Here is a 24,968-nt window from a genome sequence, read left to right on the forward strand (position 1 = left end):
ACTGTGGCAGCGCTCGCCCGATTTGTTGATCGGGCAGGCCGTCAGAACAGACTGACCGGAAAACCGATCAACCCTGATGACTGCAGGTGCTCGATGCCTTCCATAACGGGGATGGCGGCGAGGAAGACCAGGCCGTCGCGCAGGGTGCGGACGAAGAAGGCGGGACGGATGGTCAGTTCCTCGGCGTCGCGCCAGCGGGCGGGATTGGGCAGGAAGCGCGGCGTGCGGGCGCAGTAGGCGGCATAGGGCGCGCCGAAATGTTCGGCCAGCCAAGCCTCTTCGCGACCGACCGTGCGCAGAAAGACCAGGAAGGTCGCCACGGCGAAGATCGCGCCGATGGTCACGCTGCCGGTCTGGGCGCCGACGCCGAAGGCGCCGATGAAGCTGAAGACATAGAGCGGGTTGCGCGTCATGGAATAGGGGCCGCGATCAACGATCTCGGCCTTCTTGCGTCCGCCGATATAGAGCGAGCACCAGGCGCGGCCGACGATGGCGACGATGATCGCGGCCAGGCCCAAGCCCTCGACGCCTTCATGCCATTCGCCGTCGAGGGCGGCGACCGAGCGAACGCTGGCGGTCAGGACGATGAGGGCTAGCAGAACCAGGCCGGCGAACCATTTGCGACGGCGTTGAACGACGTCGAGCGACAGGGCGGGGGGAACAGGGCTCATGATGGATCTGTTCAGTGATGCTGCTGGGCGCGGACGAGCAGGGCGCGGGCCTCGGCCTTGCGACCACGGTCGGCGACGGCGCGGCCTGGGCGGGCAGGGGCGTCGATGGCCTTTTGCAGATAACGGGCGGCGCCATTCCAGTCGTGTTCGCGCACCAGCAGATCGCCCATGAAGAAGTTGGCGTCGACGTCGTTGGGCGCCATGGCCAGACCGCGCTGGAGGTAGTCGCGGGCGCGCTGGCGGTTGCCGAAACCGATCGGGGCGCCCGGGACCTGGGCGTAGAGCGAACCGAGGCTGACATAGATCGAGCCGTTCAGCGCGCGCGGATTGATCCGCTCGGCCTGTTCCAGTTCGGTGCGCGCCTCACGCACCAGACCCAGCGCGCCGATGCCGCCCTTCAATCCCGCTTCCGAAGCGGTGATGATGGCGTCCCAGACCAGAGGTTCGGCGCGGTTGGGGCATTGGGTTACGACGGCGTCGGCCTGGGTGTTCAGCCGCGCCATTTCCGCCATTCTAACGCCTTGCGGGACCTCGAAATTCACATGGTCCCACGACTGCTGGAGACCGCGCGCGCGGTCGTCGCAGGCGTCGGCGTGGGCGACGGAGGCGACCGTCAGGGGGGCGGCCATCAGGGCCAGGGCGAACAGGGCGGTCTTCATGGCGTGTCTCTCCTTTTGTTCTGTGGTTCAGCCGGCGAACAGGGCGCGGGCCTTCAGGTCGTTTGATTTCAGGGCGCCGTCGATCAGGCCGGGCGCCAGGGCGTTAAGGCGGACGAACAGGCTTTCGGGGAAGCCGAGATAGACGTCGCGGCGATCGTTGCGGATGGCGGCGACGATGCGGTCGGCGATCGGGTCGGGATCGTCGACAGCCATGCCGGTCAGGCGCGCATACTCGTCGACCTTGGCGGAGTTGAACGGCGTTGCGACCGCGCGGGGCGCGACATAGGTGACACCGACCCCCGTGCCGGCCAGTTCGCGGCGCAGCGATTGGCTGAGCGCCCGCATCCCGGCCTTGGCGCTGGAATAGCTGGCGAAGTGCGCGAAGTTGATCGAGCCGAAAATGGAGCCGACGTAGGCGATCTGGCCGTGTTTGCGCGCCTTCATGCCGGGCAGGACGGCTTGGGCCAGACGCGCCGGCGCGACCAGATTGACCATATAGGTCGCGAGCAGGTGCTCGGGCGTCTGCTGTTCCAGCGGGCCGAAATGCTGGATGCCAGCGATATTGATCAGAATGTCCCAGGCGCGGCCGCCGGCCTGTTCAGCGACCCGGTCGAGGCCCTGCGGGGTCGATAGATCGCCCACCAGGGTGTGATGGCCCGTCACCGGCGCACGGGCGACGATCGTGACCCGACCGCCCTCGCTCTCAATCCGCTCGACCACACGGCGCCCCAAGGCGCCGGAGCCGCCGGTGACCAGGATGTTGCGATCCTCAAACTGCATCGACCGTCTCCCGCGCTGCGATGTGGGGGATGGAGGCGAAGACCCCGCCGAACAGGCCGAACATCACCTTGGCCATGTGGACGATGGCGGCGCGGTCGTCGGCGTCCGACACCCCGTCCAGCAGTTGCTTGAGGAACAGGATATGATCCTGATCCAGAGCCCCGTGGGAAATCAGATAGGTGAAGGCGGCGGGCGGCAGGCCCAGGCTTTGCTGCACGGCCTCGGCGCCGACGCTGGCCAGTTGGATGCTGGTGCCTTCCAGCACATAGACCATGCCGAAGAAGGCCATCGGATTGACGCGCTGGATGGTATCATAGGCATAGGCCACCATCAGTTCGGTCGCGACGTTCGGGCCGTCCTGCACGGTCTGATCGGGGTCGCCGCCGGCGGCGCGGATGTCGTTAAGGATCCACTGCTCATGGCCGGTTTCCTCGGCGATATAGTCGTCGAGCGCGGCCTTGAAGACGGCGTGGTCATTGTCCAGCCGCGACCGGGCGGCCTGCATCAACGGCACGGTGTGGCGGACGTGGTGATAGGCCTGGGCCAGATAGGCGACGTAGGTTTCGCGGCTGATGCGGCCGGCCAGACCGTCCCTGATCTGGGGGATGGCGGCGAAGGCGGCCCGCTCGGTTGCGGTCGCGGCGACCAGGGTTTCAAAAAATGACATGCGAACTCTCAGGCGGCTTGCGAGGGGGAGGGGGCGTAGGTGCGCAGCAGGGTCTCGCGACGGGGACGACCGTTGGCCGTGACCTGACCGGCGGCGGGATCGAAGGGCGGCACCAGACGCCAGTCGCCGATGCGGGCGTAGTCGGGCAGGCGGGCGTTGGCGCGCGCGACGGCGGCCTCGATCTGGGCCGGTTCGGCGCCGGGCATCGCCACGATCAGGGCCGACAACGCCGCCTGCCCCTCGCCCATCGCCATGGCCTGAAGGATCTGGGGCTCGGCCAGAAGCTCGCTCTCGACCCATTCAGGCGCGACGTTGCGCCCGAAGGCGGTGATCAGGGTGTTGGCCTTGCGGCCTTCGATGCTGAGCCGTCCGTCGGCGTCGAAGCGGCCGATATCGCCTGTGTGCAGACGCTCCGGCGCGGGCGCCTGGCCGACGTAGCCAAGGAAGGGATGGGGCGAGACCAGGATTTCGCCGTCGTCGGCCAGATGGACTTCAAGGTGAGGCAGGGGCCGGCCGACCGTGCCGGGGCGGGCGTCGTCCGGACTGTTGAGCGCCACGACCGAGGCGCATTCACTGAGGCCATAGCCCTCGACCACGGGCAGGCCGGCGTTGGCGGCGGCCTCCAGCAGGACCGGGGAGACGCGTGCGCCGCCGACCGCGATCATCTCCAGCCGATGATCCAGCCGCATCGCGCCCTGGGCGGCGATCAGGCCGCGCAGCAGTTCGGGAACCAGGATCAGGGTCGTGGCGCCGGTCTGGACAACGGTGGTCAGCAGGCGCGCAAAGTCGGGGCGGAAGGCCTGGCCCATCCCGGCCTCGGCTAGGCTGGCGGCGTGATAGCGGCCGCCGGCCAGAAGCGTCGCATAGAGGCCGGCGACATTCTCCAGCAGCACCGCCAGCGGCAGCACCGGCAGATGCAGCCCGGCGCGATCCCGGCCCAGGACCTGAACCAGAGAGGCGGCGACCGCCTCCATCTGATCCTGCGATAGGCAGACGCCCTTGGGCGCGCCGGTCGAGCCGGAGGTGTAGGTGATCTTGGCCGTGCCGGGATGCAGATCGCGCACCGGCAGCCCTGTCGGCGTCAGCCGGATGGGCGCGCCGCCCGCCGTCATTTCGCCCGGTGCGCCCGGCACGATCAGCAGCCCCGCGCCGGCATCGGCCAGGGCGTGATCGCGTTGTGCGGTCGTGAAGAAGGGCGGGATCGGCACGCTCGGCCGCTGGGCGAGGATCAACGCCAGATCGACGACGACCCAGGCCGGCCCATTATCGAGCAGGACCCCGACGGGAGACCGGTCGTCGGCCAGGACGGCCGCCAGTTGCCCGACCTGCGCCAGAAGTTCGGCCGCGGTCAGCGAACCTTCGGCCCATTGGATCACTACATCATCGGGCGTGGTGCGGGCGCGACGCGACAGGGCGTCCAGAACGGCGCTCATGAGCGATCCTCGTAGTGCAGGCGGGTGCGGACGGCCCGTCCGACCGGCGCCGTTTCGGAGAAGTGATCCAGCGGCGCGGTCGCCGCGTCGATCGAGCCGGCCAGCACCACCGGATCGGTCTGATAGTAGGCGCCCCAGCTGCCGCCGCCGTCGTCCAGGCGGCGCGGATCGGCGCGCGCGAGCTGGAGCGCGCCCAGGCCGGCTTTGTGGAAGATGCGGCGCAGTTCGTCGGTCGCGGTGGCGACGGCGAACCTCAGACCTTCGGACTGCAGATGATGGGCCATGGCGGCGAACAGGAAGACGGTCGCGCCCTGTCCGCTGGAGGCCAGGCTGCCGATCTCGACCACCTGCGCGCGGTCGATGACGGCGCCGATGGCCTGGCTCAGCACAGTCTCGACGGAGCCGTCCAGATACTGCTCCAGATACAGAGGCGCCTCGGCGGCGTGTCGGAAGCCGACGGCGGCGTAGATGACGCCCGCCTCGTCCTGAACACTCATCAGAGTCGGGAAATGGGCCTGGATCTGGCCGCCATAGGCTTCGGCATAGGCCGCCTCGATGAACTGCTCCACGCGGCGACGTTCGCCTCGGCACGGATCGTCGAACCGAATGATGCGCGACGACAGCGTGCGGCGGGCGCGCGGCCGAACCGGATCGGCGTCGTCGGGCAGGCGGAGTGGAAACATGCGGGCCTCGGACCTGGGGACTTCGGGCCAGAGACGACGCGGTGCGGCGACCCCCACAAAAAAATCTTTCGCCGTCGCAATCGCGGTTGCCGCAAAGGGCGCAGCAACCCACGATGGGGTGGTGAACGCCTCTCCCGGTCCCCCTCAGCACGACCCGAGCCGACCGGCGCGGCAAGCCCTGGCGGACGCGTGGCTGGACAGCCGCCCGGCCCTGGTGCGCTTTCTGACGGCGCGCACGGGATCGTCGGCTGCGGCCGAAGATCTGGCGCAGGATGTCTGGGTGCGGCTGCAATCCATGACCGAGGAGGCCGCCGCCGAGGTTCGCCACCCGCAGGCCTTCCTCTATCGCATCGCCGCCAATCTGGCCCTGGATGCGTCCAAGGCGCAGCGTCGTGCGGGCGCGCGCGATCTGGAATGGCGGCGCGCTTCCGCTATCGATGACGTGGCCGAAGCTCAGGATGCGCCGTCGGCCGAGGATGCCGTCTGGGCGCGGCTGAAGCTGGAAAAGGTGGTCGCCGCGATCGACCGGATGCCGCCCAAGGCCGCCGAGGCCTTCCGTCTGCACAAGATGGCCGGGCTCAGCCAGGCCGAGGTCGCCGAACGGATGGGCGTCTCGCGCAGCGCGGTCGAAAAATACGTTTCCGCCTCGCTGAAGGAACTGCTGCTGCGGGTCGGTTGGCCATGACGACCGGATTTCGCCATTTTTCATTGAGGATGCGGCGCGACCGCGTCGTCTCTCCCCCAAAGCCCGCTCGGGCCCGGACCGGATCATGACCCAGGACGACGTCATCAAGGACGAGGAGATCGCCGCCCAGGCCGCCGCCTGGGTCGTGCGTCTGCGCGCCGATGACGTGACGATCGTGGACATCGACGCGGCCACGGCCTGGCTCGATCAAGACCCGGCTCATCGGCGCGCCTTCGACGAGGCCGAGGGGCTGTGGACCGCTTCGGACGACCTGTCCGACGTTCAGCCGGGGCCGGTCATCGACCTGTCGGCGCACCGCGAGCGGCGCAAGGGCTTGGGGCGGCGATGGATGGTGGCGGCCCCGGCGATGGCTGCGGCCGTCGCCGCGGCGATCTTCCTGGGTCCACTGCTGCAAACCGAGCCGACCGTGGTCTACAGCACCGCACCCGGCGAAACGCGGACGGTGACGCTGGACGACGGATCACGGCTTCAGATCAACGGCGGCTCGACACTGTCGGTGAAGATGGAGCGGGGACGGCGTCTGGTGCATATGGATCAGGCCGAGGCGACCTTCGACGTCGCGCATGACGCCGGCCGACCCTTCCTGATCAATGTCGGCGAAAGCCAGGTGCGCGTGGTCGGCACGGCCTTCAACATCCGCCGATCCGCCGATGACACCCAGGTGGCGGTGCTGCGGGGCGTCGTCGAGGTCAGCGACCTGAAACAGCCCGCGCGGCGGGTGCGTCTGACGGTCGGTCAGTCGGTGCAGCGCGACGACGCCGACGACCGGATGACCTTGGCCCCGGTCGATGTCCGCACCGCGGCCGCCTGGACCCAAGGGCGACGGGCCTATGACGATCGGCCTCTGCGAGAGATCGCCGCCGACCTCAGCCGCGCCTTCGCCACGCCGGTTTCTGTGGCGCCGAACGCGGCGAACCTGCGCTTCTCCGGCACGCTGGTGCTTGATGACGAAGCGGCGGTGATCGGCCGGCTGGAACGGTTCCTGCCGATCAAGGCCACTCGCGGGCCGCAAGGGGTTCGTCTAGAACGGCGCTGAACCTGCTTCGGACGTCGCCTTTTGGTACGAGCCTTCCTCTGCGCCCTGGTCGTCGTTTGCGGTGTGACCACGCCGTCGATCGGCATGGCCCAAGGGCGATCCTCGCTTCAGGTGTCGGTTTCGCCTCAGCCGTTGCGGACCGCCGTCCTCGACTTCGGTCTCCAGGCGGGCGTCAGCATCGACGCCGCCGGAAGCGAGCGGTGCGGCCCCACGCGCGGGGTGAGAGGCCGACTTTCCGTCGATGCGGCCTTGTCCAGATTGATGCTGGGCACACACTGCGTCGCGACACGCGTCGGCGACGGCGCCTACAGGATCGTGCGGGTCGCCGCTGCGCCGCCTGCCGTGGCGCGGACGATCTCGGCACCGCCCGCGCCCGTGACCCCGACGACGCTGGATGAAGTCGTGGTGACGGCGTCACGCACGGACAATCTGCTGCTGTCGCGCGCCCCCTACGGCCTGTCGTCGCTGGATGGGGTGACGCTGGAACGGGCCGGGGTCAGCGACCTTGACGGCGTCGCCGCGCGCGTCTCCGGCCTGACGGTCACCAATCTGGGGCCGGGGCGTGACAAGCTCTTCATTCGCGGCCTGGCGGACGGACCCGTTGCGGGACAGGCGCAAAGCCTGATCGGGCTCTATCTCGACGATGTGCGCCTGACCTATGACGCGCCCGACCCGGCGTTGCGTCTGGCCGACATCGAACGGGTCGAGGTTCTGCGCGGGCCGCAGGGGGCGTTGTACGGCGCCGGTTCGATGGGCGGCGTCGTCCAGATGGTCAGCCGCGCGCCGGACTTGGACGGCGTCTATGGGCGGGTGACGGCGGAGGGGGCGGTGACGGCCGGCGGCGCGCCGGGCGACGCCGTCGAGCTGATGATCAACGCCCCTATCCTGCGTGATCGCCTGGCGGTCCGGGTCGTCGGCTATGACGAGACGGTCGGGGGCTACGTCGATGATCAGGCCCTCGGACTGAGCAATACCGGCGGTATGCACCGGCAGGGGCTGAGGGCGGCGGCGTTGCTGCGTCTGACGCCCGGCTGGACCTTGAAGACGGGCTTCCTGGCCCAGACCATCGACGTCGACGACAGCCAGTACGCCAACCTGGGCGCCGACCAACCCTATGCGCGTCGTCGCAGCCTGACGGAGCCCAGCCGCAACGATTTCGACGGCGTCTGGGCCTCGGTGGACGGAGATTTCGGTTGGGCGCGGCTTCGGGCCTCGTCCAGCGTTCAGTCGCACGGCCTCGATGCGCGCTACGATGCGACGCCTGCGTCCGGACTGTTCGGACTGACGGGCGCAGCAGCGCTGGACCAGGCCGACGACCTGTCGGCTGCGGTGCATGAGGTGCGGTTGAACGGCGACTTCGGCGCACGGCTGAAGTGGAGCGCCGGGCTGTTCTTCTCGGAATACACCCACACCCGCACCGTTGCGATCTTGGACGGGCAAGGCGGGCCGGGGGTCTATCGACAACGCAGGCGCGACCATGTGGACGAGGCGGCTCTGTTCGGCGACGCCGCCTATGCGCTAAACGACAGCCTGAAGATCACGGCCGGCGCGCGCCTGTTCCGCATCGGGGTCGAGCATCGCAGCGAAACCGACGGCGATCCGACGCAGGTGTCTGGAGAAGACGCGCTGGTCGATATCACCCCGCGTCTGGTGATCGAATACGATCGCGGTCCTTTCGTCTTCTACGCCCTGGCGACCGAGGGCTATCGCGGGCCAGGCTTCAACGCCGGCGCCGTGCCAAATGGCGATCAGCAGCCCGCGCGACGCGTGAAGCCCGACGAGATCGTCGCCGGCGAGGCGGGCGCGCGCTTCACCCTGTTCGAAGGGCGACTGCGCGGGCGAAGCGCGATCTTCGTCGCCGATTGGCGCAACATCCAGTCGGACCGGTTCGACGCCCGGGGCCTGCCATTCACCGCCAATCTGGGCGACGGCCGCAATCGCGGCATCGAGGGCGAGGTCGAATGGCGCGACGGGCCGTGGACGCTGAACGCGCACGCCGTCGTCAATGATCCCGAGTTGACCCGACCCGATCCCGGTTTCGCGCTGGGGACCGACACGCGCCTGCCGGCGGTCGCCGATTTCAGCGTGCAGGGCGGCGTCGTGCATGAGGCGCATCTGGCGCATGCGACGGTGCGATCCGAGCTTCGTCTGGGCTATGTCGGCCCGACCGATATCGCCCTGTCGCCGACCTCCACCGGCGCGTCGGCCGGCTATCTGACCAGTTCGCTGGGCGTCGGCGTCGAGATCGATCGCTGGGCGATCAGGGCGTCGGCGGACAATCTGTTCAACCGCAGCGACGACACCTTCACCTTCGGCAATCCCTTCTACGCCTCGGGCGACATCAGCACGCCGCAACGACCGCTCACCGCCCGCCTGGCCCTGACCGCGCGGTTCTGATCAGGCGGCGATGTGGAACAGGCGGCCGACGCCTGCGGTGATGGCCATGGCGAGCGCGCCCCAGAAAACCACGCGAAGAACCGATCGCCCGATCGGCGCGCCGCCTGCGCGGGCGCCCAGGGCGCCCAGCACGGCCAGACCCGCCAGGGCGGAAGCCGCGACCCAAATCGCCAGCGTGCTCAATGGCGCGACGGCGGCGACGACCAGAGGGAGGGCGGCTCCGGCCGAGAAGGTGATCGCCGAGGTCAGCGCCGCCTGGATCGGCCGCGCGGTGGTGATCTCCGAAATACCCAACTCGTCGCGCGCGTGGGCGCCTAGCGCGTCATGCGCCATCATCTGGCGCGCCACCTCGGTCGCCAGATCCGGCGCGACGCCTCGCCCGACATAGATGCCGGCCAGTTCGCGCGTCTCGGCCTCGTGATCGCCGGCCAGTTCGACCGCCTCGCGCGCCAGATCGGCCTTTTCGGTGTCGGACTGCGAACTAACCGAGACATATTCGCCCGCCGCCATCGACATGGCGCCCGCCGCCAGTCCGGCGACGCCCGCGATCAGAATGCCGCCATGACCGGTCGCCGCCGCCGCGACGCCCACCACCAGACTGGCCGTCGACACCAGCCCGTCATTGGCCCCCAACACCGCCGCCCTGAGCCAGCCGATCCGATCGACCCGATGGGTTTCACTGTGAGCCACCATCTGTCCATTACCGTACCAACTGAGTTGCAACGCTCCACAAAGGCAGGAGATGAATCGGTTGCTTTAGGAGTAAATGGCCTCTGCCATATCCTTAAGGCGTGAAGTCGATGGTGCGTTCGAAGGGCGCATCGACCGGACGGCCGCGATCCATTATCGGCGTGACCTCGGCGCCGTTCATCAGGGCCAGGGCCGCTTCGCCAAAGCCCATGCCCGGACGGCTTTCCTCCAGCACGACACAATCGGTGACGTGACCCGACGCCAGGGCGGTGCAACGTAGCCGCACGCTGAAACGGTCGGTGCTCTCTGCCTTCGGCGCGACGGCCCGTTCGATGGCGGGTTGAGGCGCAGTGTAAAGAGCCGCGTCCTTGAGCAACGGTCCAGTCGGGGCACCCAACAGGGCCGTCATCAATGTCAGGCTGAAAGTCAGTGTCATGGCAGGCCTCGTTCGTCTTCTATTAAGATTTGAACGAGACCTCCGTTCCCCGAACTTTCAAAAACGCGCGGGTGTGTGCGGCGCACCACACTTCGATTTCTCTGCCGAAGTCAGAATGGCCTCAAGCTGGACTGTTGTTCTTGGCACAGGGTCTTCAGCCACGAACGCACGGTGCGCAGACGCGCGGTGTCGTGGACATCGCGGTGGGTGGCTAGCCAGAAGCGACGCTCGATCAGGATCGACGGCAGCACTCGCACCAGACCCTCGGCCAGGAAGCACGGCAGGACGCCGACGCCGCCCCCGGCGGCGATGATCTCCCGCTGCGCCCGGATCGAAGACGAGGCGACGTGGGGCGCGAGCCCCGGCTGGACCTCGTCAAGATAGCGCAACTCGGGTGCATAGATCAGATCGTCGATATAGCCGACGATGTCGAAGCGGCTCAGGTCGTCGACAGTCTTTGGAACGCCGTTGCGGTGAAGGTGATCGGGCGCGGCGTAGAGGGCCAGCTGATACGGCGTCAGCGGCTCGACGATCAGGCGTGCGGCGTGCGGCGCCGCCAAGGTGATCGCCATGTCGACCTCTCGGCGCGTCGGCGACAAGAAGCCGGAGGTGGCCGCCAATTCGATCCTTAGACCCGGATGGGCCAGACGCAGCGCGGGCAGGGCGGGGGCCATCAGCGTGACGCCAAACCCTTCGGACGCGCTGACGCGCACCACACCGGCGGGCGCGTCGGGCTGGGTCACGCGGCCGGCGGCCTCCATCGCGCTTTCGGCCTCCAGACCGATATCGAGCAGTTGGGCGCCGGCGGCGGTCAGCTGAAGCCCGGTGGTCGAGCGGACAACCAAGGTGGATTTCAGCGCGCTTTCCAGCCGGGCGACCCGACGCCCGACCGTAGCGGCGTCGACGCCCAACCGCTGCGCCGCGCCGCCCAGCGATCCCGCGCGCGCGGCCGCGATGAAGATGCGCAGATCGTCCCAGTCATACATGGTCGTCTAACTGTCTTGCAAAAACGCAGAATGCTGCCTGCAACTTTGCATTATCGACCGGCGCGCAGGGGTGATAGCCATAGCCGCAACAAAAGAACCAACAGGGACACCCAGGCCATGCGCGACATTCGCCACTTCATCGACGGTGCGGCTTTCGATGGCGCGTCCGGACGCTTCAGCGACGTGTTCAATCCCAACACCGGGGATGTGCAGGCCCGCGTCCAACTGGCGACGACCGGCGAGGTCGATCGTGCGGTCCAGGCGGCGCAGAACGCCTTTGACGGTTGGGCCTCGACCAATCCTCAACGTCGCGCCCGCGTCATGTTCGACTTCAAACGCCTGGTCGAGGCGCGGATGGACGAACTGGCCGAACTGCTGTCCAGCGAGCACGGCAAGGTCATCGCCGACTCCAAGGGCGACATTCAACGCGGCCTGGAAGTGATCGAGTTCGCCTGCGGCATCCCGCACGCGCTGAAGGGTGAATACACCCAAGGCGCCGGCCCCGGCATCGACGTCTATTCGATGCGCCAGCCGCTGGGCGTGGTGGCGGGCATCACCCCGTTCAACTTCCCGGCCATGATCCCGATGTGGATGTTCGGCGTCGCCATTGCGGTGGGCAACACCTTTGTGCTGAAGCCGTCCGAGCGCGATCCGTCGGTGCCGGTGCGTCTGGCCGAACTGATGCTGGAAGCCGGAGCGCCGAACGGCGTGCTGAACGTGGTGCACGGCGACAAGACGGCGGTGGACGCCATCCTGACCCATCCGTTGGTTCACGCCGTCAGCTTCGTCGGCTCATCCGACATCGCCCACTATGTCTATCAGACGGGCGCCGCCAACCATAAGCGCGTCCAAGCGATGGGCGGCGCCAAGAACCACGGCATCGTCCTGCCCGATGCCGACATGGATCAGGTAATCAAGGACCTGTCGGGCGCGGCCTACGGCTCGGCGGGCGAACGCTGCATGGCGCTGCCGGTCGTGGTGCCGGTCGGCAAGAAGACCGCCGACGAACTGCGCGAGCGGATGGTCGCCGAGATCCCCTCGATGCGGGTCGGCGTCTCGACCGACGCGGGCGCCCACTATGGTCCGGTCGTCACGGCTCAGCACCGCGAGCGTGTCGCGGGCTGGATCGAAAAGGGCGTGCAGGAAGGCGCCGAACTGGTCGTCGACGGCCGCGACTTCAGCCTGCAAGGTCACGAGAAGGGCTATTTCATCGGCCCGTCGCTGTTCGACCATGTGAAGCCCGAGATGTCGTCCTACCAGGAGGAAATCTTCGGTCCGGTGCTGCAGATCGTCCGCGCCGAGACGTTCGAGGAGGCGCTGTCCCTGCCGTCGAACCACCAATATGGCAACGGCGTCGCCATCTTTACCCAGAACGGCCGCGCGGCGCGGGATTTCGCCGCCCGGGTCAATGTCGGCATGGTTGGGATCAATGTGCCGATCCCGGTGCCGGTCGCCTACCATACCTTCGGCGGCTGGAAGCGTTCGGCCTTTGGCGACATCAACCAGCACGGCATGGAGGGCGTCCGCTTCTGGACCAAGACCAAGACCGTGACGGCCCGCTGGCCGGACTCGGCGCTGGAGCATTCGGACAGCTCGTTCGTCATCCCAACGATGCGCTGAGGCCGTGATGGATTTCGCTCTCAACGACGATCAGCGCGCCATTCAGGACGCCGCCCGCGCCTTCGCCGAGGCCGAGCTGGCGCCGCATTCGGCGCGCTGGGACGAGGACAAGCATTTCCCCGTCGCTGTGATGAAACAGGCTGCCGAAATGGGCTTCTGCGGCATCTATACGGCTGAGGAGCACGGCGGCATGGCCCTGGGCCGGGTCGAGGCGGCCGTGATTTTCGAAGAGCTGTCGCGCGGCGACGTGGCGACGGCGGCCTTCATCTCGATCCACAATATGGCGACGTGGATGATCGATCGGTTCGGGTCGGACGATCTGCGCGGCCGGTTCGTGCCGTCGCTGGTCGGGATGGAGAAGATCGCCTCCTACTGCCTGACCGAGCCGGGCTCGGGGTCGGATGCGGCGGCGCTGCGGACCACGGCCGTGCGCGACGGCGACCACTATGTGCTGAACGGCTCCAAGGCCTTCATCTCCGGCGCTGGCACGTCGGACGTCTATGTCGTCATGGTCCGTACGGGCGGCGAGGGTCCGAAGGGCGTCAGCGCGATCGTGGTCGAGGCGGGCACGCCCGGCCTGTCGTTCGGCGCGCAGGAAAAGAAGATGGGCTGGAACGCCCAGCCGACCGCCATTGTCCAGTTCGACGACTGTCGCGTGCCGGTCGCCAACCTGCTGGGCGAAGAGGGGGCGGGGTTCCGCTACGCCATGGCGGGTCTGGACGGCGGGCGCCTGAACATAGCCGCCTGTTCGCTGGGCGGGGCGCGGCTGGCGCTGGAGACGGCGCAGGATTACGTCGCCACCCGCAAACAGTTCGGCCGCCCGATCGGCGCGTTCCAGGCGCTGCAGTTCCGGCTGGCGGACATGGCCACGGACCTGGAGGCGGCGCGTCTGATGGTGCTGCGCGGCGCCTGGGCCATCGACACCGATCATCCCGAAAAGACCAAATGGTGCGCCATGGCCAAGCGTCTGGCCACGGACGCCTGTTTCCAGATCGCCGACGAGGCCCTGCAACTGCACGGCGGCTATGGCTATCTGAAGGACTATCCGCTGGAACGGATCGTGCGCGACCTGCGGGTCCACCGCATCCTTGAAGGCACCAACGAGATCATGCGGGTGATCATCGCGCGGGAGATGACCAAGTGAGCGACGCCGAGGTCGTCACCCGGATTGAAAATGGCGTCGGTCGCATCACTCTGAACCGACCCAAGGCGATCCATGCGCTGAACCGGGCGATGTGCGAGGCGATGACGGAGGCGCTGCTGGCCTGGCGTTCGAATCCCTCCGTCTCCTCCATACTTATAGACCACGCCGGCGAGCGGGGTTTTTGCGCGGGCGGCGACATTCGCATGATCGCCGAAAGCGGTGCGGGCGATGCGTCGGAGGCCAAGGCCTTCTTCCTGGCCGAGTACCGGTTGAACCACCTGATGTTCGACTATCCGAAGCCGATCATCGCCATCGTGGACGGCATCGTCATGGGCGGCGGGGTCGGCATTTCCGAGCCGGCCGACATTCGTGTGGCGACCGAGCGCACCACCTACGCCATGCCCGAGACCGGGATCGGCCTGTTCCCCGACGTTGGCGGCGGCTGGTTCCTGCCGCGCCTGCCGGGCCAGACCGGCGTCTGGCTGGCGCTGACAGGCGCGCGGCTGAAGGCGGCGGATACGGTGGCCCTGGGCATCCACACGCACTTCGTGCCCGCGGATCGCGTCTCCGCGCTGAAGGCCGATCTGATGGGCGAGGCCGCCGATCCGTCGTCGGTGGTGGCGCGCCACGCCGGGGACGCGGGGCCTGCGCCGCTGTCGGCCCACCGCGAGGCCATCGACCGGCTGTTCGCCTTCGACACGGTTGAGAAGATTTTCCAGGCGCTTGAGGCGGACGGCTCGGACTGGGCGCTGCAGCAGCTGGAAACCCTGAAGACCAAGTCGCCACAGTCGCTGAAGGTCTCGCTGCGCCAGATCCGCATGGGCGAAACGCTGAACAGCTTCGCCGACAATATGGCGATGGAATACGCCCTGGGCGGCCGCGTCGTGCGCACCCACGACTTCCAGGAAGGCGTGCGGGCCGTGATCGTGGACAAGGACAATGCGCCGAAATGGTCCCCGGCGGACCTGTCGGGCGTTACCGACGAGACGCTGGATGCGTTGTTCGCGCCGCTGCCGGACAATGAAAAATGGACGCCGCTGGCCTGATCACGTCCCCGCTTTCGCGGGGATGAGCGGACGATAAAAAGGGAGAGACACCATGACCAAGATCGCCTTCATCGGCCTGGGTAATATGGGCGGCGGCATGGCCGCGAACCAGGCCAAGGCGGGCCATGCGGTCGCCGCCTTCGACCTGTCGGCGCAGGCGCTGGAGCGGGCCGCGTCGGCGGGATGCGTTGCGGCCGGATCGGTCGCCGAGGCGGTCAAGGACGCCGAGGTGGTCATCACCATGCTGCCGGCCGGGCCGCATGTGCATAAGGTCTATTCCGAACAGATCATCGGCGCGGCGCCATCGACCGCCCTGCTGCTCGACTGTTCGACCATCGATGTGGAGACCGCGCGCAAGGTCGCCGGTCTTGCCAAATCGGCCGGCTACGCTTTTGCCGACGCGCCCGTGTCAGGCGGCACAGCGGCGGCGGATGCGGGCACGCTGGCCTTCATGGTCGGCTGCGACGAGGGCGACTTCGCCCGCGTCGAGGCGGCGCTGGAACCCATGAGCCGCATCACCATCCGCGCCGGCGATCATGGGGCGGGGCAGGCGGCCAAGATCTGCAACAACATGCTGCTCGGCATCTCCATGCTGGGCACCTGCGAAGCCATCGCCTTGGCGGAAAAGCTGGGTCTGGATCCCGAACGGTTCTTCGAGATCGCGTCCAAGTCGTCGGGTCAGTGCTGGAGCGTGACCAGCTACTATCCCTGGCCGGGTCCGGTGCCGACCGCGCCGTCCAACCGCGACTATCAGGGCGGGTTCGCCACGGCCATGATGTTGAAGGACCTCAAGCTGGCCCAGGACGCAGCGGCGAAATCCGGCGCCTCGACGCCGTTGGGCGCACAGGCCGAGGCGCTTTACGCCCTGTTCGACGGGATCGGGCACGGCGGCCGCGATTTCTCCGCCATGCTGCAGATGCTGCGCGGCAAGCTGGAAGAGCTTAACGCGGCATAGATTCGTCTTTCGCATTGTGATTGCGGCCCGTGCAGCTTCGGCGGTGCGGGCCTTTTCTTATGAGGCCACAGCCGCGACGCGGATCGTCGGCTGTTGGTGCGACCAAGGCGCGCGCCTGCCGCGTTCGCCTTGTTTCCTCCACCGATGAGCCTGTGAATAGCGCAGTCAAAGCAGCGACTTAGCTCATGTTGCCCGTTGGCACGGCTCTAGCAGAGATCGAAAATCGCCTGAAATGCGGCTGAACGGTGCTTGCGGCGCACATTGCTCCTGTGTCATGTAACCGCTTACATCGCTTATCGACGGATCTTCGAAAAGGGGCCGGGACGATAGGGAGCAGGGAGAGTTCGATTGGACATGGCCGCGCCTAGCGCTGCGTCTGCACGGCAGGAGGGCCAGCCCTTCGCCAAGGCCGCCACCATGCGCGACGTGGCTGAACGCGCCAATGTGTCGGTGGCTTCTGTCTCTCGTGTGTTGAACGGCTTGGCCGTGACCTCGGACGCGACGCGCCAGCGGGTGCTCGATGCGGTCGAGGACCTTCGCTATGTCCCGCACTTCGGCGCCCGCAGCCTGTCGACCAGCAAGAACGACACGATCGGCGTCATCCTGCCCGACCTGTTCGGCGAGTTCTTCTCCGAGCTGATACGGGGCATGGACCTGGCCGCCCGCGCCCACGGCAAGCATCTGATCGTCTCCAGTTCGCATGACGGCGCGGAGGACACCTTGGCGGCCGTGCGTTCGATGCGCGGGCGCGTGGACGGCATGATCGTGCTGTCGCCTCACCTGGGCGCGGCGAACCTGTCGTCAGAGTTCGCCGGTCGGATGCCAGTCCTTCTGATGAACGGCGGCGCGGCCGAGCCGGGCCGGGCGTCCATCATGATCGACAACCATGGCGGCGCCGTCGGCGCGGTCCAGCATCTGCGGTCCACCGGCCGCAAGCGCATCGCTCACATTCGCGGCGCCGCCGGCAACATCGAGGCGGACACGCGTGCGGCCGGATACACGGCGGCGCTCGAGGGCCATGACCCGATCGTCGTCGAGGGCGACTTCTCTCAGGCCTCGGGCCATCGCGCGGCGACCCAGCTTCTGGCCATGACAGAGCGGCCCGACGCCGTTTTCGCCGCCAATGACATGATGGCCGTCGGCGCCCTGTTGGCCTTCCAGGAGGCTGGCGTGCGCTGTCCTGAAGACATCGCCGTCGTCGGCTTCGATGACGTGCCTATCGCCGCCCTGATGCGGCCTGCGCTGACCACCATGCGCGTCAACATCGCGGAAATCGGCCGAAGGGGCGTCGAACGCCTGATCGGCCTGGTCCAGGCCGGCGCGACCGCCGACGCCACGGACACCGCTTGCGAAATCGTTCGGCCGATCCTGGTCGAACGCCAGTCCACCGCGGCGGCCTCGTCCGCCAGGTTCAACAAAGGGTAGGCCAGCCATGTTGCTGAAAACCGATCCCATCAGGAGGGGAGAGCTCAGGATGACCCAGTTCAATACGCGTAAGGCCGCTTTGGCCGCCGCATCGGCGCTTGCCATCAGCATGGCGGTGGTGGGCGGCGCGCAGGCGCAGGTCGCGACCTCGACGATCCGAGGCAGTGTGACGGATGGCGCGACGGTCGAGGCCGGCGCCACCATCGTCGCCCGCAACGTCGCCTCCGGCTTCACCAGCCGCACCACAGCGAACGCGCAGGGTGGCTATACGCTGTCGGGCCTGCGTCCCGGCACCTATGAGATCACGGCGACGACGGCCGAAAATGAGACGGCGTCGGACACGGTCTCCATCGGCGTCGGCCAGGTCGGCAACCTGGATCTGGCCGTGGCAGGCGCAGCGGCCGGCGCGGCTGACGCCAATGCGGCCAACCTGGGCGACATCGTCGTGACCGGGCGTCGCTTGGTCGAGGTGCGCACGCCTGAGAACGCCACCAACGTCACGACCCAGCAAATCCAAACCCTGCCACAGATCAACCGCAACTTCCTAAACTTCGCGGCTCTGGCGCCGGGCGTACGGGTCGGAACCAACGAGTCCGAAGTTCAGATCACCGCCGGTGGTCAGCGGGCGGAATCCGTCAACGCCTTCATCGACGGCGCCAGCCTGAAGTCGAACATTATCGCCGGGGGCATCGTCGGTCAGGACGACAGCCGCGGCAATCCGTTCCCGCAGGCGGCCGTCCAGGAATTCCGCGTTGTCAGCCAGAACTTCAAGGCTGAATACGAGCAGGCCTCGTCAGCCATCATCACGGCCGTGACGCGCTCCGGCACCAACGAGTTCCACGGCGAAATCTTCGGCACTTATCGGGACCAAGATTTCATCAAGCAAGACGAGTTTTCGCGTGCGGCAGGCCGTGAAAAGCCCGCGCTCGAAGTTCAGCAATACGGCGCCGCTCTGGGCGGGCCGATCATTCAAGACAAGCTGCACTTCTTCGGCAGCTATGAGCACAAGCAAGAAAATCGCGCAGCTGCCGTGACGCTAGGCCGTCAGAACCCGGCCTATGTCGGTCAGTTCGGTCAATATATCGGCACCTTCGCCACGCCGTTCGAGGAAGACCTTTACTTCGGCAAACTGAGCTTCCAGCCGGCAGAGGGGCATCTCATTGATCTGAGCGTCACCTATCGAGACGAAGCAGATGTGACGGGCGTCGGCGGCGCAAACTCCATCGAACGCGCAAGCGGTCTGCAGCAGACGACCAAGAGCGCCAATTTGCGTTATCAATGGCAGGGCGACGGCTTCCTGAACGAGTTGGCAGTCGATTACCGCAATTATAATTACAACCCGACCGCTGTGAACTTCGACCAGATCGGCCGGAGCTATCGCATCTTCGAAAACGGCTATGATCCGTTCGGCGGCGTCTCCATCTTGAACATTGGTGGATCCGGCAGCCGTCAGGACATCAGCGACAACGCGCTGACCATCCGCAACGATCTGACGTTCAACGACATCCAGTTCAACGGTAATCACACGATCAAGCTGGGCGCCAAGGTCAGCCGCCAAGACTATGAGGTCGTCAAGGAGTTCGGCCGTAATCCCGAGTTCTTCTATGACCTAAACGGCACAGCCAGCGGCAATGCCGCCGTCCCGTATCGTGTTCAACTGGGCAACGAATTCCCTACGGTTGACCTGACCAACACCGTCATCGGCCTGTACGCGCAGGACGACTGGCAGATCACGGACAAGCTTGAACTGAATTTGGGTCTGCGCTGGGACTACGAGACCAACGCCGATAACAAGAAGTATGTCACGCCCGCTTCGGTGGTCGCAGGGCTCAACCAGTGGATCGCTTCCAACGATGGCGGCAAGCCTGCCGGCTATGCGCCGAGCTGGTTCAACATCAACGACTATATCTCGACCGGCGACAATCGTGACCCGTTCAAAAAGGCCTTCCAGCCTCGCATTGGCTTCTCGTATGATGTCTTCGGCGATCGCAGCACAGTTCTGTTCGGCGGCGCCGGTCGTTATTATGATCGCGTGCAGTTCAACTTCGCCTTCGACGAACTGGCCAAGCCTTTCGACTTCACGCAAAACGTCTTCTTCTCCACTACAGGGCGCCCGGCCGGCGTGGCGGACGGAAGCTCGGCGGATCCGATCCTGTGGAATGCGTCCTACGAGACCACGGCTGGACTTGACGCCATCCTGGCCAACATCCCGGCCAAAGGTGAAGCCTTCCTGCTCAAGAACGACTTCGAACCGCCCCGCACGGATCAGTTCAATCTGGGTGTACGTCAAAGGGTCGGCGATTGGCAGACCGAGTTCACCCTCGCTTACGGCAAGACCGAAAACGAGTTCACCTGGCAGTATTTGAACCGCTGCCGCGAACCAACGCGCGGCAATGACGGCAATGGTTTCGGCGACAACGGCGGCTTCTGCGGCCCGGGCGGCACGAACCCCTACCGCTCATATCTGGTGTCCGATCACAACAAGGAGCGGACGTTCAAGGCGCTCTACGTCAAGCTGGACAAGGGCTACACGCGTGAATCCGGTTGGGGCGTGAACATCGCCTATACGCTGTCCAAGGCGGAACAGAACGGCGGCAATGACAACTTCTGCTTCGACTGCTTCTCGGTGGCAAGCTCGCCGATGCGTTCGTCGGCAAACGACGAACGTCATCGTATCGTGGCCAACGGCATCGTTGATCTGCCGCTCGATTTCCAGCTGTCCGGCATTCTGACCTTGGGTTCCGGCACGCCCTTTGATGTGTTTGACGGACGGGGCGCCAACTTCGTTTATCGCCCTTATGGCGCCTATCCGGAGAAGGAGCAGTTCTTCCTGCCGAACGCCTTCGCCTATCGGAACCTCGATCTCCGTTTGACGAAGAACTTCGACGTGCCGGGCGCTGGTGAGCTGTCGGTCTATGTGGACGCCATCAACGTGTTCAACTTTAAGAACTACAATGGCTTTGACGGCGGCACGGGTTCGGCGACGAACCCGAACCCGAACTTTGGCCGCCCGAGTTCAGTGCTGTTCCCCACGCGGACGTTCCAGATCGGCGCCCGTTACTCCTTCTAAATCCTGAGCCTGGGCCGCCTCGTGCTTGTCGCGAGGCGGCCTTTCTTTTTCGATTGAGACCCAGTGAGCGTGCCCATGAATCGTCGAAACTTCCTGATGCGGACCACCACAGGCGCGGCGGCTCTGGCCGTTGGAATTCCGGTGATGGCGGCGGCGCAGCAGGCGGCGGCGACGGGGGCGATCAATGGGACGCAGAGACGGCCGATGCGGCTGGATCAGGAGATCGAGGAGCTTCAGGAGCGGACCTTCCGGTGGTTCGAGAAGGTCACGGATCGCAAGACCGGTCTGACGCCGGATCGCTGGCCGACGCCGTCCTTCTGTTCGGTGGCGGCGGTCGGCTTCGCCCTGACCTGCTGGCCGGTGGGCGTCGAGCGCGGCTGGATGAGCCGTGCCGAGGCGCGTGAGCGGACGCTGACGACTCTGCGCTTCTTCCATGACCTGCCGCAAGGCCCGGAGGCCAGCGGCACAGCGGGGTACAAGGGCTTCTTCTACCACTTCCTGGATATGGAGACGGGGCTTCGTTACCGGACCAACGAACTGTCCACGGTCGACACGGCGCTGTTGATCGGCGGCATGTTGTTCGCCGCCCGCTACTTCGACGGCCGTCATGCCGACGAGGCGGAAATCCGTCAGAAGGCCCAGGCCATCTATGAACGGATCGAATGGCCGTGGGCCGTGATCCGCGACAACCGGATCACCATGGGCTGGCACCCCGAGAGCGGCTTCATTCCCTCCGACTGGCACGTCTATAACGAGGGCATGCTGGTGCTGCTGCTGGCCATCGGCAGCCCGACCCATCCGGTGTCGGTCAATGTCTGGCACGAATGGGCGGCCAGCTACGACGAAAGCTGGACCGATCGCTGGGGCAGCTGGCACCTGAATTTCGCGCCCATCTTCGGGCACCAGTACAGCCATATGTTCATCGACTTCCGCGGCATTCAGGACGCCTGGATGCGCGGGCAGTCTGCCCAACTGGGCGAATACCTCGACTATTTCGAAAACAGCCGCCGCGCCGTCTACGCGCAGCAGAAATACGCCCATGACAATCCGGGCGGCTGGGCGGGCTATTCGTCCGAGGTCTGGGGCCTGACGGCCTGTGACGGGCCGGGCGACTTCAAACAGATCATCGACGGCAAGGAACGCGAGTTCTTCAGCTATTGCGCGCGCGGGCCCGGCGAGCGTGACGACGGCACCATCGCGCCGACCGCGGCGGCCAGCTCCATCGCCTTCGCACCCGAAATCGTCGTGCCCTGCGTCAAGGCGATGAAGGCGCGCTATGGCTCGGGCGTCTATACCGAGTGGGGGTTCCTCGACAGCTTCAACCCGACCCTGACGGCGCGCGACGGGCCGCTGCAGCACGGCAAGATCGTGGACGGCGTGGGCTGGGTGGACGGCGACTATCTGGGCATCGACCAGGGGCCGATCGTCATTATGACCGAGAACCACAGGTCCGAGTTCATCTGGCGCTACATGCGCGGCGAGCCCAATATCCGCCGGGCGCTCGACATCGCGGGCTTCACCGGCGGCTGGATGAACGGATGAGTTTGACGGCCCATAGACGCGGCGCTCTGGCCCTGATGGCGGGAGGGGTGGCTGCGGCCTGCACCCCGCGTCGCGACGGTGAGACCGTGCTGCGCTTCTGGGCCATGGGCAACGAAGGCGGGACCGTCGGGCAGTTGATGCCCGAGTTCGAGCGCCGCAATCCGGGCGTCCGCGTCTCGGTCCAGCCGCTGCCGTGGACGGCGGCGCACGAAAAGCTGCTGACGGCCTATGCCGGGGCCTCGCTGCCGGACGTCAGCCAGATCGGCAACACCTGGGTGGCGGAGCTTACCGCCATCGGCGCCCTGTCCCCGACCCCGACCGAAGCCGCCAACCTGCTGACCGACCAGTTTCCGGCGGTGCTGGAGACCAACGAGATCGCCGACCGCGCCATGACCACGCCCTGGTATGTCGACACGCGGCTGTTGTTCTATCGCAAGGACTTACTGGCGCGGGCAGGGTTCGACGCCCCGCCCGAAAACTGGGCCGAATGGAAGCGGGCCATGCATGCGATCAAGCGTGTGGCGGGCGGCGACAACTACGCCATTCTGCTGCCGTTGAACGAGTTCGAGCAGCTTCTGACCTTCGGGCTTCAGATCGATGAGCCGCTGCTGCGGGATCGGGATACGCGCGGAAACTTCTCCAACCCCGGCTTCGTCTCGGCCCTGGCCTTCTACCGCAGCCTGTTCGACGAGCAGTTGGCGCCGCTGGCCTCGTCGACGCAGATTTCCAACGTCTGGACCGAGTTCGCGAGGGGCTATTTCAGCTTCTACTTCTCCGGCCCGTGGAGTGTGGGCGATTTCCGCAGCAAGCTGCCCGCGTCGTTCCAGCCGAACTGGGCCACGGCGGGCGTGCCGGGACCGAACGGCCTGGGCGCCTCGGCGCCGGGCGGGTCCAGTCTGGCGGTCTTCAAATCCTCCCCGCATCAGGACGCGGCCTGGGCCCTGGTTCGCTATCTGTCGGAGCCGGCGGTGCAGGCCAGATTCAACACCATTGTCGGCGACCTGCCCGCACGCCAGAGCGCCTGGGACATCGCGGGCGTGGAGCGCGACCCGATGCTGGCGCCGTTCCGAGGGCAACTGGCGCGCGCCAAGGCCGTGCCCAAGGTGCCGGAATGGGAGCGGATCGTCACGGAGATGCAGATCGTCGCCGAACGGATGGTGCGCGGCGAATACACGCCAGAGGCCGCCGCCGCCGAGATCGACCGCCGCGCCGATCGCCTGCTGGAAAAACGCCGCTGGATGATGGAACAGGGCAGGGCCGTATGACCGTCGCCGATCCGACATTGTCCAAGGCGGGGTCCAGCATTGAGCCGTCACGCGGCCGCGGCGCGCGCGAGCGAGCGGCCTGGGCCTTCGTCGCCCCGGCCATGCTCGCCATCGGCCTGTTCTTCGCCATTCCGGTGATCGCGGCCCTGCTGCTCAGCCTGACCGACTTCGACATCTACGCCCTGGCGAACCTGGACAATCTGCGTTTCGTCGGCCTGCAGAACTATGAGCGGCTGCTGACCAACCCGCTGTTCTGGGGGGCGATGAAGAACACCCTAACCTTCGCGGTCCTCGGCGTGCCCCTGTCCATCGCCGCGTCCCTGGCGGCGGCGGTGATCCTGAATGCGCGGGTCGTGAAGTGGCGGCCGATCTGGCGGGTGATGTTCTTCGCCCCCTATGTCACGACCCTGGTCGCGACGGCGGTGGTGTGGCGCTATCTGCTGCACACGCGGTACGGCGTCATCAACTGGGGGTTGGAGAGTATCGGCCTGCCCGCCGTGGACTGGCTGGGCGACCCGTCGACCTCGATCCCCGCCATCCTGATGTTCGTGGTCTGGAAGATCTTCGGCTACAATATGCTGATCTTCCTGGCGGTGCTTCAGACCGTGCCGGACGACCTTTATGAAGCCGCGCGCATCGACGGCGCCGGGCCGTGGAAGCAGTTCCGCCATGTGACCCTGCCGGCCATCGCGCCGACCATGCTGCTGGTTTCGATCATCTCGGTCGCCAGCTTCTTCCAGCTGTTCGCAGAACCCTATGTGATGACCCAAGGCGGACCGGCCCAGAGCACGGTGACGGTGCTCTACTTCATGTACGAAGAGGGCTTCAAATGGTGGAATCTGGGCTCCGCCAGCGCCGTCGCCTTCGTCCTGTTCCTTTGCATCCTGGCGATCACCCTGGTCCAGCTGGCGGTCGCCAAGCGGGTGGGGGCGTATCAATGAAAATTCGCGCCATCCTGCTCAACCTGGCCGTCGGCCTCATCGCTCTGATCGTTCTGTTCCCGCTGGTCTGGATGGTGTCGGTCAGCTTCATGGCGACGGGCGAGGCGGCGGTCTTCCCGCCGCCGCTGCTGCCCTCGCACTGGACGCTGGAGCATTACCGCGATCTGTTCCTGAACCAGGGCATGGGGCGGTATCTGTGGAACAGCTTCGCCTTGGCGACCTTGGCGACCATCCTCGCGCTCGGTTTCACCGTCCCGGCAGGCTACGCCTTCGCCAAGCTGAAATTTGCCGGGCGCGAGCGGCTGTTCCAGTTGCTGGTCGCCGCCCTGGTGGTGCCGGCCCAGATCGGCACTCTGCCGCTGTTCCTGATGCTGAAATCGATGGGGCTGGTGAACACCTATGCCGGGGCGCTGGTGCCGTGGCTGGCGTCCATCTTCGGCCTGTTCCTGGTGCGCCAGTATGCGCTGAGCATTCCAGACGAGATGCTGGAAGCTGCCCGGATCGACGGGGCTAGCGAGGGCCAGATCTTCCGCCGCGTGGTCCTGCCGACCTTGCAGCCGATCATCGTGACCCTGGGCCTGTTCGTCTTCCTGGGCAGTTGGAACGACTTCCTGTGGCCCCTGATCATCCTGACGGACCAGTCGAACTACACCCTGCCGGTGGCGCTCGCGGCCCTGTCGCGCGAGCATGTGCAGGACATCGAACTGATGATGGCCGGCGCCGTCGTCACGGTCGCGCCCGTGCTGATCCTCTTCCTCGCCCTGCAACGCTACTACATCCGCGGCATGCTCGCGGGCAGCGTGAAGGGCTGACCAG

At 66.5% G+C, this 24,968-nt stretch carries 22 protein-coding genes; 13 read left to right on the forward strand and 9 right to left on the reverse strand.

The window, feature by feature from the left end:
- Nucleotides 1-41: 41 nt before the first annotated feature.
- From ABIC32_RS14865 to ABIC32_RS14890, 6 genes are read right to left on the reverse strand one after another with little or no spacing between them, the layout of a single operon-like run.
- Nucleotides 42-671, reverse strand: coding sequence for a methyltransferase family protein (locus ABIC32_RS14865; RefSeq protein ID WP_354074704.1), 630 nt, complete (start codon nucleotides 669-671; stop codon nucleotides 42-44).
- An 11-nt stretch (nucleotides 672-682) separates the two neighbouring features.
- Nucleotides 683-1,330, reverse strand: a complete 648-nt coding sequence (locus tag ABIC32_RS14870; protein ID WP_354074705.1) for a tetratricopeptide repeat protein — start codon at nucleotides 1,328-1,330, stop codon at nucleotides 683-685.
- Between the two features lie 27 nt (nucleotides 1,331-1,357).
- Entirely contained in the window at nucleotides 1,358-2,110 is a 753-nt protein-coding gene (locus ABIC32_RS14875; protein ID WP_354074706.1) for an SDR family NAD(P)-dependent oxidoreductase, read from the reverse strand.
- Entirely contained in the window at nucleotides 2,100-2,777 is a 678-nt protein-coding gene (locus tag ABIC32_RS14880; RefSeq protein WP_307510701.1) for an iron-containing redox enzyme family protein, read from the reverse strand. Before ABIC32_RS14880 ends, ABIC32_RS14875 begins: the two co-directional genes overlap by 11 nt.
- Nucleotides 2,778-2,785: 8 nt before the next feature.
- Entirely contained in the window at nucleotides 2,786-4,210 is a 1,425-nt protein-coding gene (locus tag ABIC32_RS14885) for an AMP-binding protein (protein WP_307510703.1), read from the reverse strand.
- Nucleotides 4,207-4,893, reverse strand: coding sequence for a thermostable hemolysin (locus ABIC32_RS14890; RefSeq protein WP_199060430.1), 687 nt, complete (start codon nucleotides 4,891-4,893; stop codon nucleotides 4,207-4,209). Before ABIC32_RS14890 ends, ABIC32_RS14885 begins: the two co-directional genes overlap by 4 nt.
- Nucleotides 4,894-5,014: 121 nt before the next feature.
- On the opposite strand from ABIC32_RS14890, the gene ABIC32_RS14895 reads away from it, so the two are divergent.
- The 3 genes from ABIC32_RS14895 (at nucleotide 5,015) to ABIC32_RS14905 (ending at nucleotide 9,032) form a co-directional block, all read left to right on the forward strand.
- The gene (locus tag ABIC32_RS14895; protein ID WP_354074707.1) at nucleotides 5,015-5,578 is read left to right on the forward strand and encodes an RNA polymerase sigma factor; all 564 of its coding nucleotides are present in this window, start codon (nucleotides 5,015-5,017) and stop codon (nucleotides 5,576-5,578) included.
- A gap of 85 nt (nucleotides 5,579-5,663) precedes the next feature.
- Nucleotides 5,664-6,635, forward strand: a complete 972-nt coding sequence (locus tag ABIC32_RS14900) for a FecR family protein (RefSeq protein WP_271042771.1) — start codon at nucleotides 5,664-5,666, stop codon at nucleotides 6,633-6,635.
- A gap of 63 nt (nucleotides 6,636-6,698) precedes the next feature.
- The gene (locus ABIC32_RS14905) at nucleotides 6,699-9,032 is read left to right on the forward strand and encodes a TonB-dependent receptor (RefSeq protein WP_354074708.1); all 2,334 of its coding nucleotides are present in this window, start codon (nucleotides 6,699-6,701) and stop codon (nucleotides 9,030-9,032) included.
- Here the strand turns inward: ABIC32_RS14905 and ABIC32_RS14910 are convergent, their stop codons facing one another.
- From ABIC32_RS14910 to ABIC32_RS14920, 3 genes are all read right to left on the reverse strand, one after another.
- Entirely contained in the window at nucleotides 9,033-9,725 is a 693-nt protein-coding gene (locus ABIC32_RS14910; RefSeq protein WP_354074709.1) for a VIT1/CCC1 transporter family protein, read from the reverse strand.
- Nucleotides 9,726-9,816: 91 nt separating this feature from the next.
- Nucleotides 9,817-10,158 (reverse strand): TonB family protein, encoded by a 342-nt coding sequence (locus tag ABIC32_RS14915; protein ID WP_091746061.1) that lies wholly within the window; start codon nucleotides 10,156-10,158, stop codon nucleotides 9,817-9,819.
- A gap of 110 nt (nucleotides 10,159-10,268) precedes the next feature.
- Nucleotides 10,269-11,144, reverse strand: a complete 876-nt coding sequence (locus ABIC32_RS14920; RefSeq protein ID WP_174086341.1) for a LysR family transcriptional regulator — start codon at nucleotides 11,142-11,144, stop codon at nucleotides 10,269-10,271.
- A 117-nt stretch (nucleotides 11,145-11,261) separates the two neighbouring features.
- On the opposite strand from ABIC32_RS14920, the gene ABIC32_RS14925 reads away from it, so the two are divergent.
- The 10 genes from ABIC32_RS14925 to ABIC32_RS14970 all read left to right on the forward strand — a co-directional run bounded on the left by ABIC32_RS14925 (nucleotide 11,262) and on the right by ABIC32_RS14970 (nucleotide 24,964).
- Nucleotides 11,262-12,764: a CoA-acylating methylmalonate-semialdehyde dehydrogenase gene (locus ABIC32_RS14925; protein ID WP_284878417.1), complete on the forward strand. Its 1,503-nt coding sequence runs from the start codon at nucleotides 11,262-11,264 to the stop codon at nucleotides 12,762-12,764.
- Between the two features lie 7 nt (nucleotides 12,765-12,771).
- Nucleotides 12,772-13,908 (forward strand): isobutyryl-CoA dehydrogenase, encoded by a 1,137-nt coding sequence (locus tag ABIC32_RS14930; RefSeq protein WP_354074710.1) that lies wholly within the window; start codon nucleotides 12,772-12,774, stop codon nucleotides 13,906-13,908.
- Entirely contained in the window at nucleotides 13,905-14,954 is a 1,050-nt protein-coding gene (locus ABIC32_RS14935; protein ID WP_354074711.1) for an enoyl-CoA hydratase/isomerase family protein, read from the forward strand. The genes ABIC32_RS14930 and ABIC32_RS14935 overlap by 4 nt, the downstream gene beginning before the upstream one ends.
- A 52-nt stretch (nucleotides 14,955-15,006) precedes the next feature.
- Nucleotides 15,007-15,909: a 3-hydroxyisobutyrate dehydrogenase gene (gene mmsB, locus ABIC32_RS14940; protein WP_354074712.1), complete on the forward strand. Its 903-nt coding sequence runs from the start codon at nucleotides 15,007-15,009 to the stop codon at nucleotides 15,907-15,909.
- Between the two features lie 354 nt (nucleotides 15,910-16,263).
- Nucleotides 16,264-17,334: a LacI family DNA-binding transcriptional regulator gene (locus ABIC32_RS14945; RefSeq protein WP_354074713.1), complete on the forward strand. Its 1,071-nt coding sequence runs from the start codon at nucleotides 16,264-16,266 to the stop codon at nucleotides 17,332-17,334.
- A gap of 49 nt (nucleotides 17,335-17,383) precedes the next feature.
- Nucleotides 17,384-20,404 (forward strand): TonB-dependent receptor, encoded by a 3,021-nt coding sequence (locus ABIC32_RS14950; RefSeq protein WP_354074714.1) that lies wholly within the window; start codon nucleotides 17,384-17,386, stop codon nucleotides 20,402-20,404.
- A 75-nt stretch (nucleotides 20,405-20,479) separates the two neighbouring features.
- On the forward strand, nucleotides 20,480-21,946 hold the full coding sequence (locus tag ABIC32_RS14955) for a glucoamylase family protein (protein ID WP_354074715.1): 1,467 nt from the start codon (nucleotides 20,480-20,482) through the stop codon (nucleotides 21,944-21,946).
- A complete protein-coding gene (locus ABIC32_RS14960) occupies nucleotides 21,943-23,211 on the forward strand; it encodes a sugar ABC transporter substrate-binding protein (RefSeq protein ID WP_354074716.1) in 1,269 nt (422 codons plus the stop codon). The genes ABIC32_RS14955 and ABIC32_RS14960 overlap by 4 nt, the downstream gene beginning before the upstream one ends.
- Nucleotides 23,208-24,152: a carbohydrate ABC transporter permease gene (locus tag ABIC32_RS14965; protein WP_354074717.1), complete on the forward strand. Its 945-nt coding sequence runs from the start codon at nucleotides 23,208-23,210 to the stop codon at nucleotides 24,150-24,152. Before ABIC32_RS14960 ends, ABIC32_RS14965 begins: the two co-directional genes overlap by 4 nt.
- The gene (locus ABIC32_RS14970) at nucleotides 24,149-24,964 is read left to right on the forward strand and encodes a carbohydrate ABC transporter permease (RefSeq protein WP_354074718.1); all 816 of its coding nucleotides are present in this window, start codon (nucleotides 24,149-24,151) and stop codon (nucleotides 24,962-24,964) included. The genes ABIC32_RS14965 and ABIC32_RS14970 overlap by 4 nt, the downstream gene beginning before the upstream one ends.
- Nucleotides 24,965-24,968 lie beyond the last annotated feature (4 nt).

Origin of the sequence: Brevundimonas sp. 1080 (assembly GCF_040545985.1) — a bacterium.
GTDB lineage: Bacteria > Pseudomonadota > Alphaproteobacteria > Caulobacterales > Caulobacteraceae > Brevundimonas.

What these genes read in the sequence shown, in the direction of transcription:
- ABIC32_RS14865 (WP_354074704.1), bottom strand. Translation starts at nt 671, where the DNA reads ATGAGCCCTGTTCCCCCCGCCCTGTCGCTCGACGTCGTTCAACGCCGT.
- ABIC32_RS14870 (WP_354074705.1), bottom strand. Translation starts at nt 1,330, where the DNA reads ATGAAGACCGCCCTGTTCGCCCTGGCCCTGATGGCCGCCCCCCTGACG.
- ABIC32_RS14875 (WP_354074706.1), bottom strand. Translation starts at nt 2,110, where the DNA reads ATGCAGTTTGAGGATCGCAACATCCTGGTCACCGGCGGCTCCGGCGCC.
- ABIC32_RS14880 (WP_307510701.1), bottom strand. Translation starts at nt 2,777, where the DNA reads ATGTCATTTTTTGAAACCCTGGTCGCCGCGACCGCAACCGAGCGGGCC.
- ABIC32_RS14885 (WP_307510703.1), bottom strand. Translation starts at nt 4,210, where the DNA reads ATGAGCGCCGTTCTGGACGCCCTGTCGCGTCGCGCCCGCACCACGCCC.
- ABIC32_RS14890 (WP_199060430.1), bottom strand. Translation starts at nt 4,893, where the DNA reads ATGTTTCCACTCCGCCTGCCCGACGACGCCGATCCGGTTCGGCCGCGC.
- ABIC32_RS14900 (WP_271042771.1), top strand. Translation starts at nt 5,664, where the DNA reads ATGACCCAGGACGACGTCATCAAGGACGAGGAGATCGCCGCCCAGGCC.
- ABIC32_RS14910 (WP_354074709.1), bottom strand. Translation starts at nt 9,725, where the DNA reads ATGGTGGCTCACAGTGAAACCCATCGGGTCGATCGGATCGGCTGGCTC.
- ABIC32_RS14915 (WP_091746061.1), bottom strand. Translation starts at nt 10,158, where the DNA reads ATGACACTGACTTTCAGCCTGACATTGATGACGGCCCTGTTGGGTGCC.
- ABIC32_RS14920 (WP_174086341.1), bottom strand. Translation starts at nt 11,144, where the DNA reads ATGTATGACTGGGACGATCTGCGCATCTTCATCGCGGCCGCGCGCGCG.
- ABIC32_RS14925 (WP_284878417.1), top strand. Translation starts at nt 11,262, where the DNA reads ATGCGCGACATTCGCCACTTCATCGACGGTGCGGCTTTCGATGGCGCG.
- ABIC32_RS14930 (WP_354074710.1), top strand. Translation starts at nt 12,772, where the DNA reads ATGGATTTCGCTCTCAACGACGATCAGCGCGCCATTCAGGACGCCGCC.
- mmsB (WP_354074712.1), top strand. Translation starts at nt 15,007, where the DNA reads ATGACCAAGATCGCCTTCATCGGCCTGGGTAATATGGGCGGCGGCATG.
- ABIC32_RS14945 (WP_354074713.1), top strand. Translation starts at nt 16,264, where the DNA reads ATGGCCGCGCCTAGCGCTGCGTCTGCACGGCAGGAGGGCCAGCCCTTC.
- ABIC32_RS14950 (WP_354074714.1), top strand. Translation starts at nt 17,384, where the DNA reads ATGACCCAGTTCAATACGCGTAAGGCCGCTTTGGCCGCCGCATCGGCG.
- ABIC32_RS14955 (WP_354074715.1), top strand. Translation starts at nt 20,480, where the DNA reads ATGAATCGTCGAAACTTCCTGATGCGGACCACCACAGGCGCGGCGGCT.
- ABIC32_RS14960 (WP_354074716.1), top strand. Translation starts at nt 21,943, where the DNA reads ATGAGTTTGACGGCCCATAGACGCGGCGCTCTGGCCCTGATGGCGGGA.
- ABIC32_RS14965 (WP_354074717.1), top strand. Translation starts at nt 23,208, where the DNA reads ATGACCGTCGCCGATCCGACATTGTCCAAGGCGGGGTCCAGCATTGAG.
- ABIC32_RS14970 (WP_354074718.1), top strand. Translation starts at nt 24,149, where the DNA reads ATGAAAATTCGCGCCATCCTGCTCAACCTGGCCGTCGGCCTCATCGCT.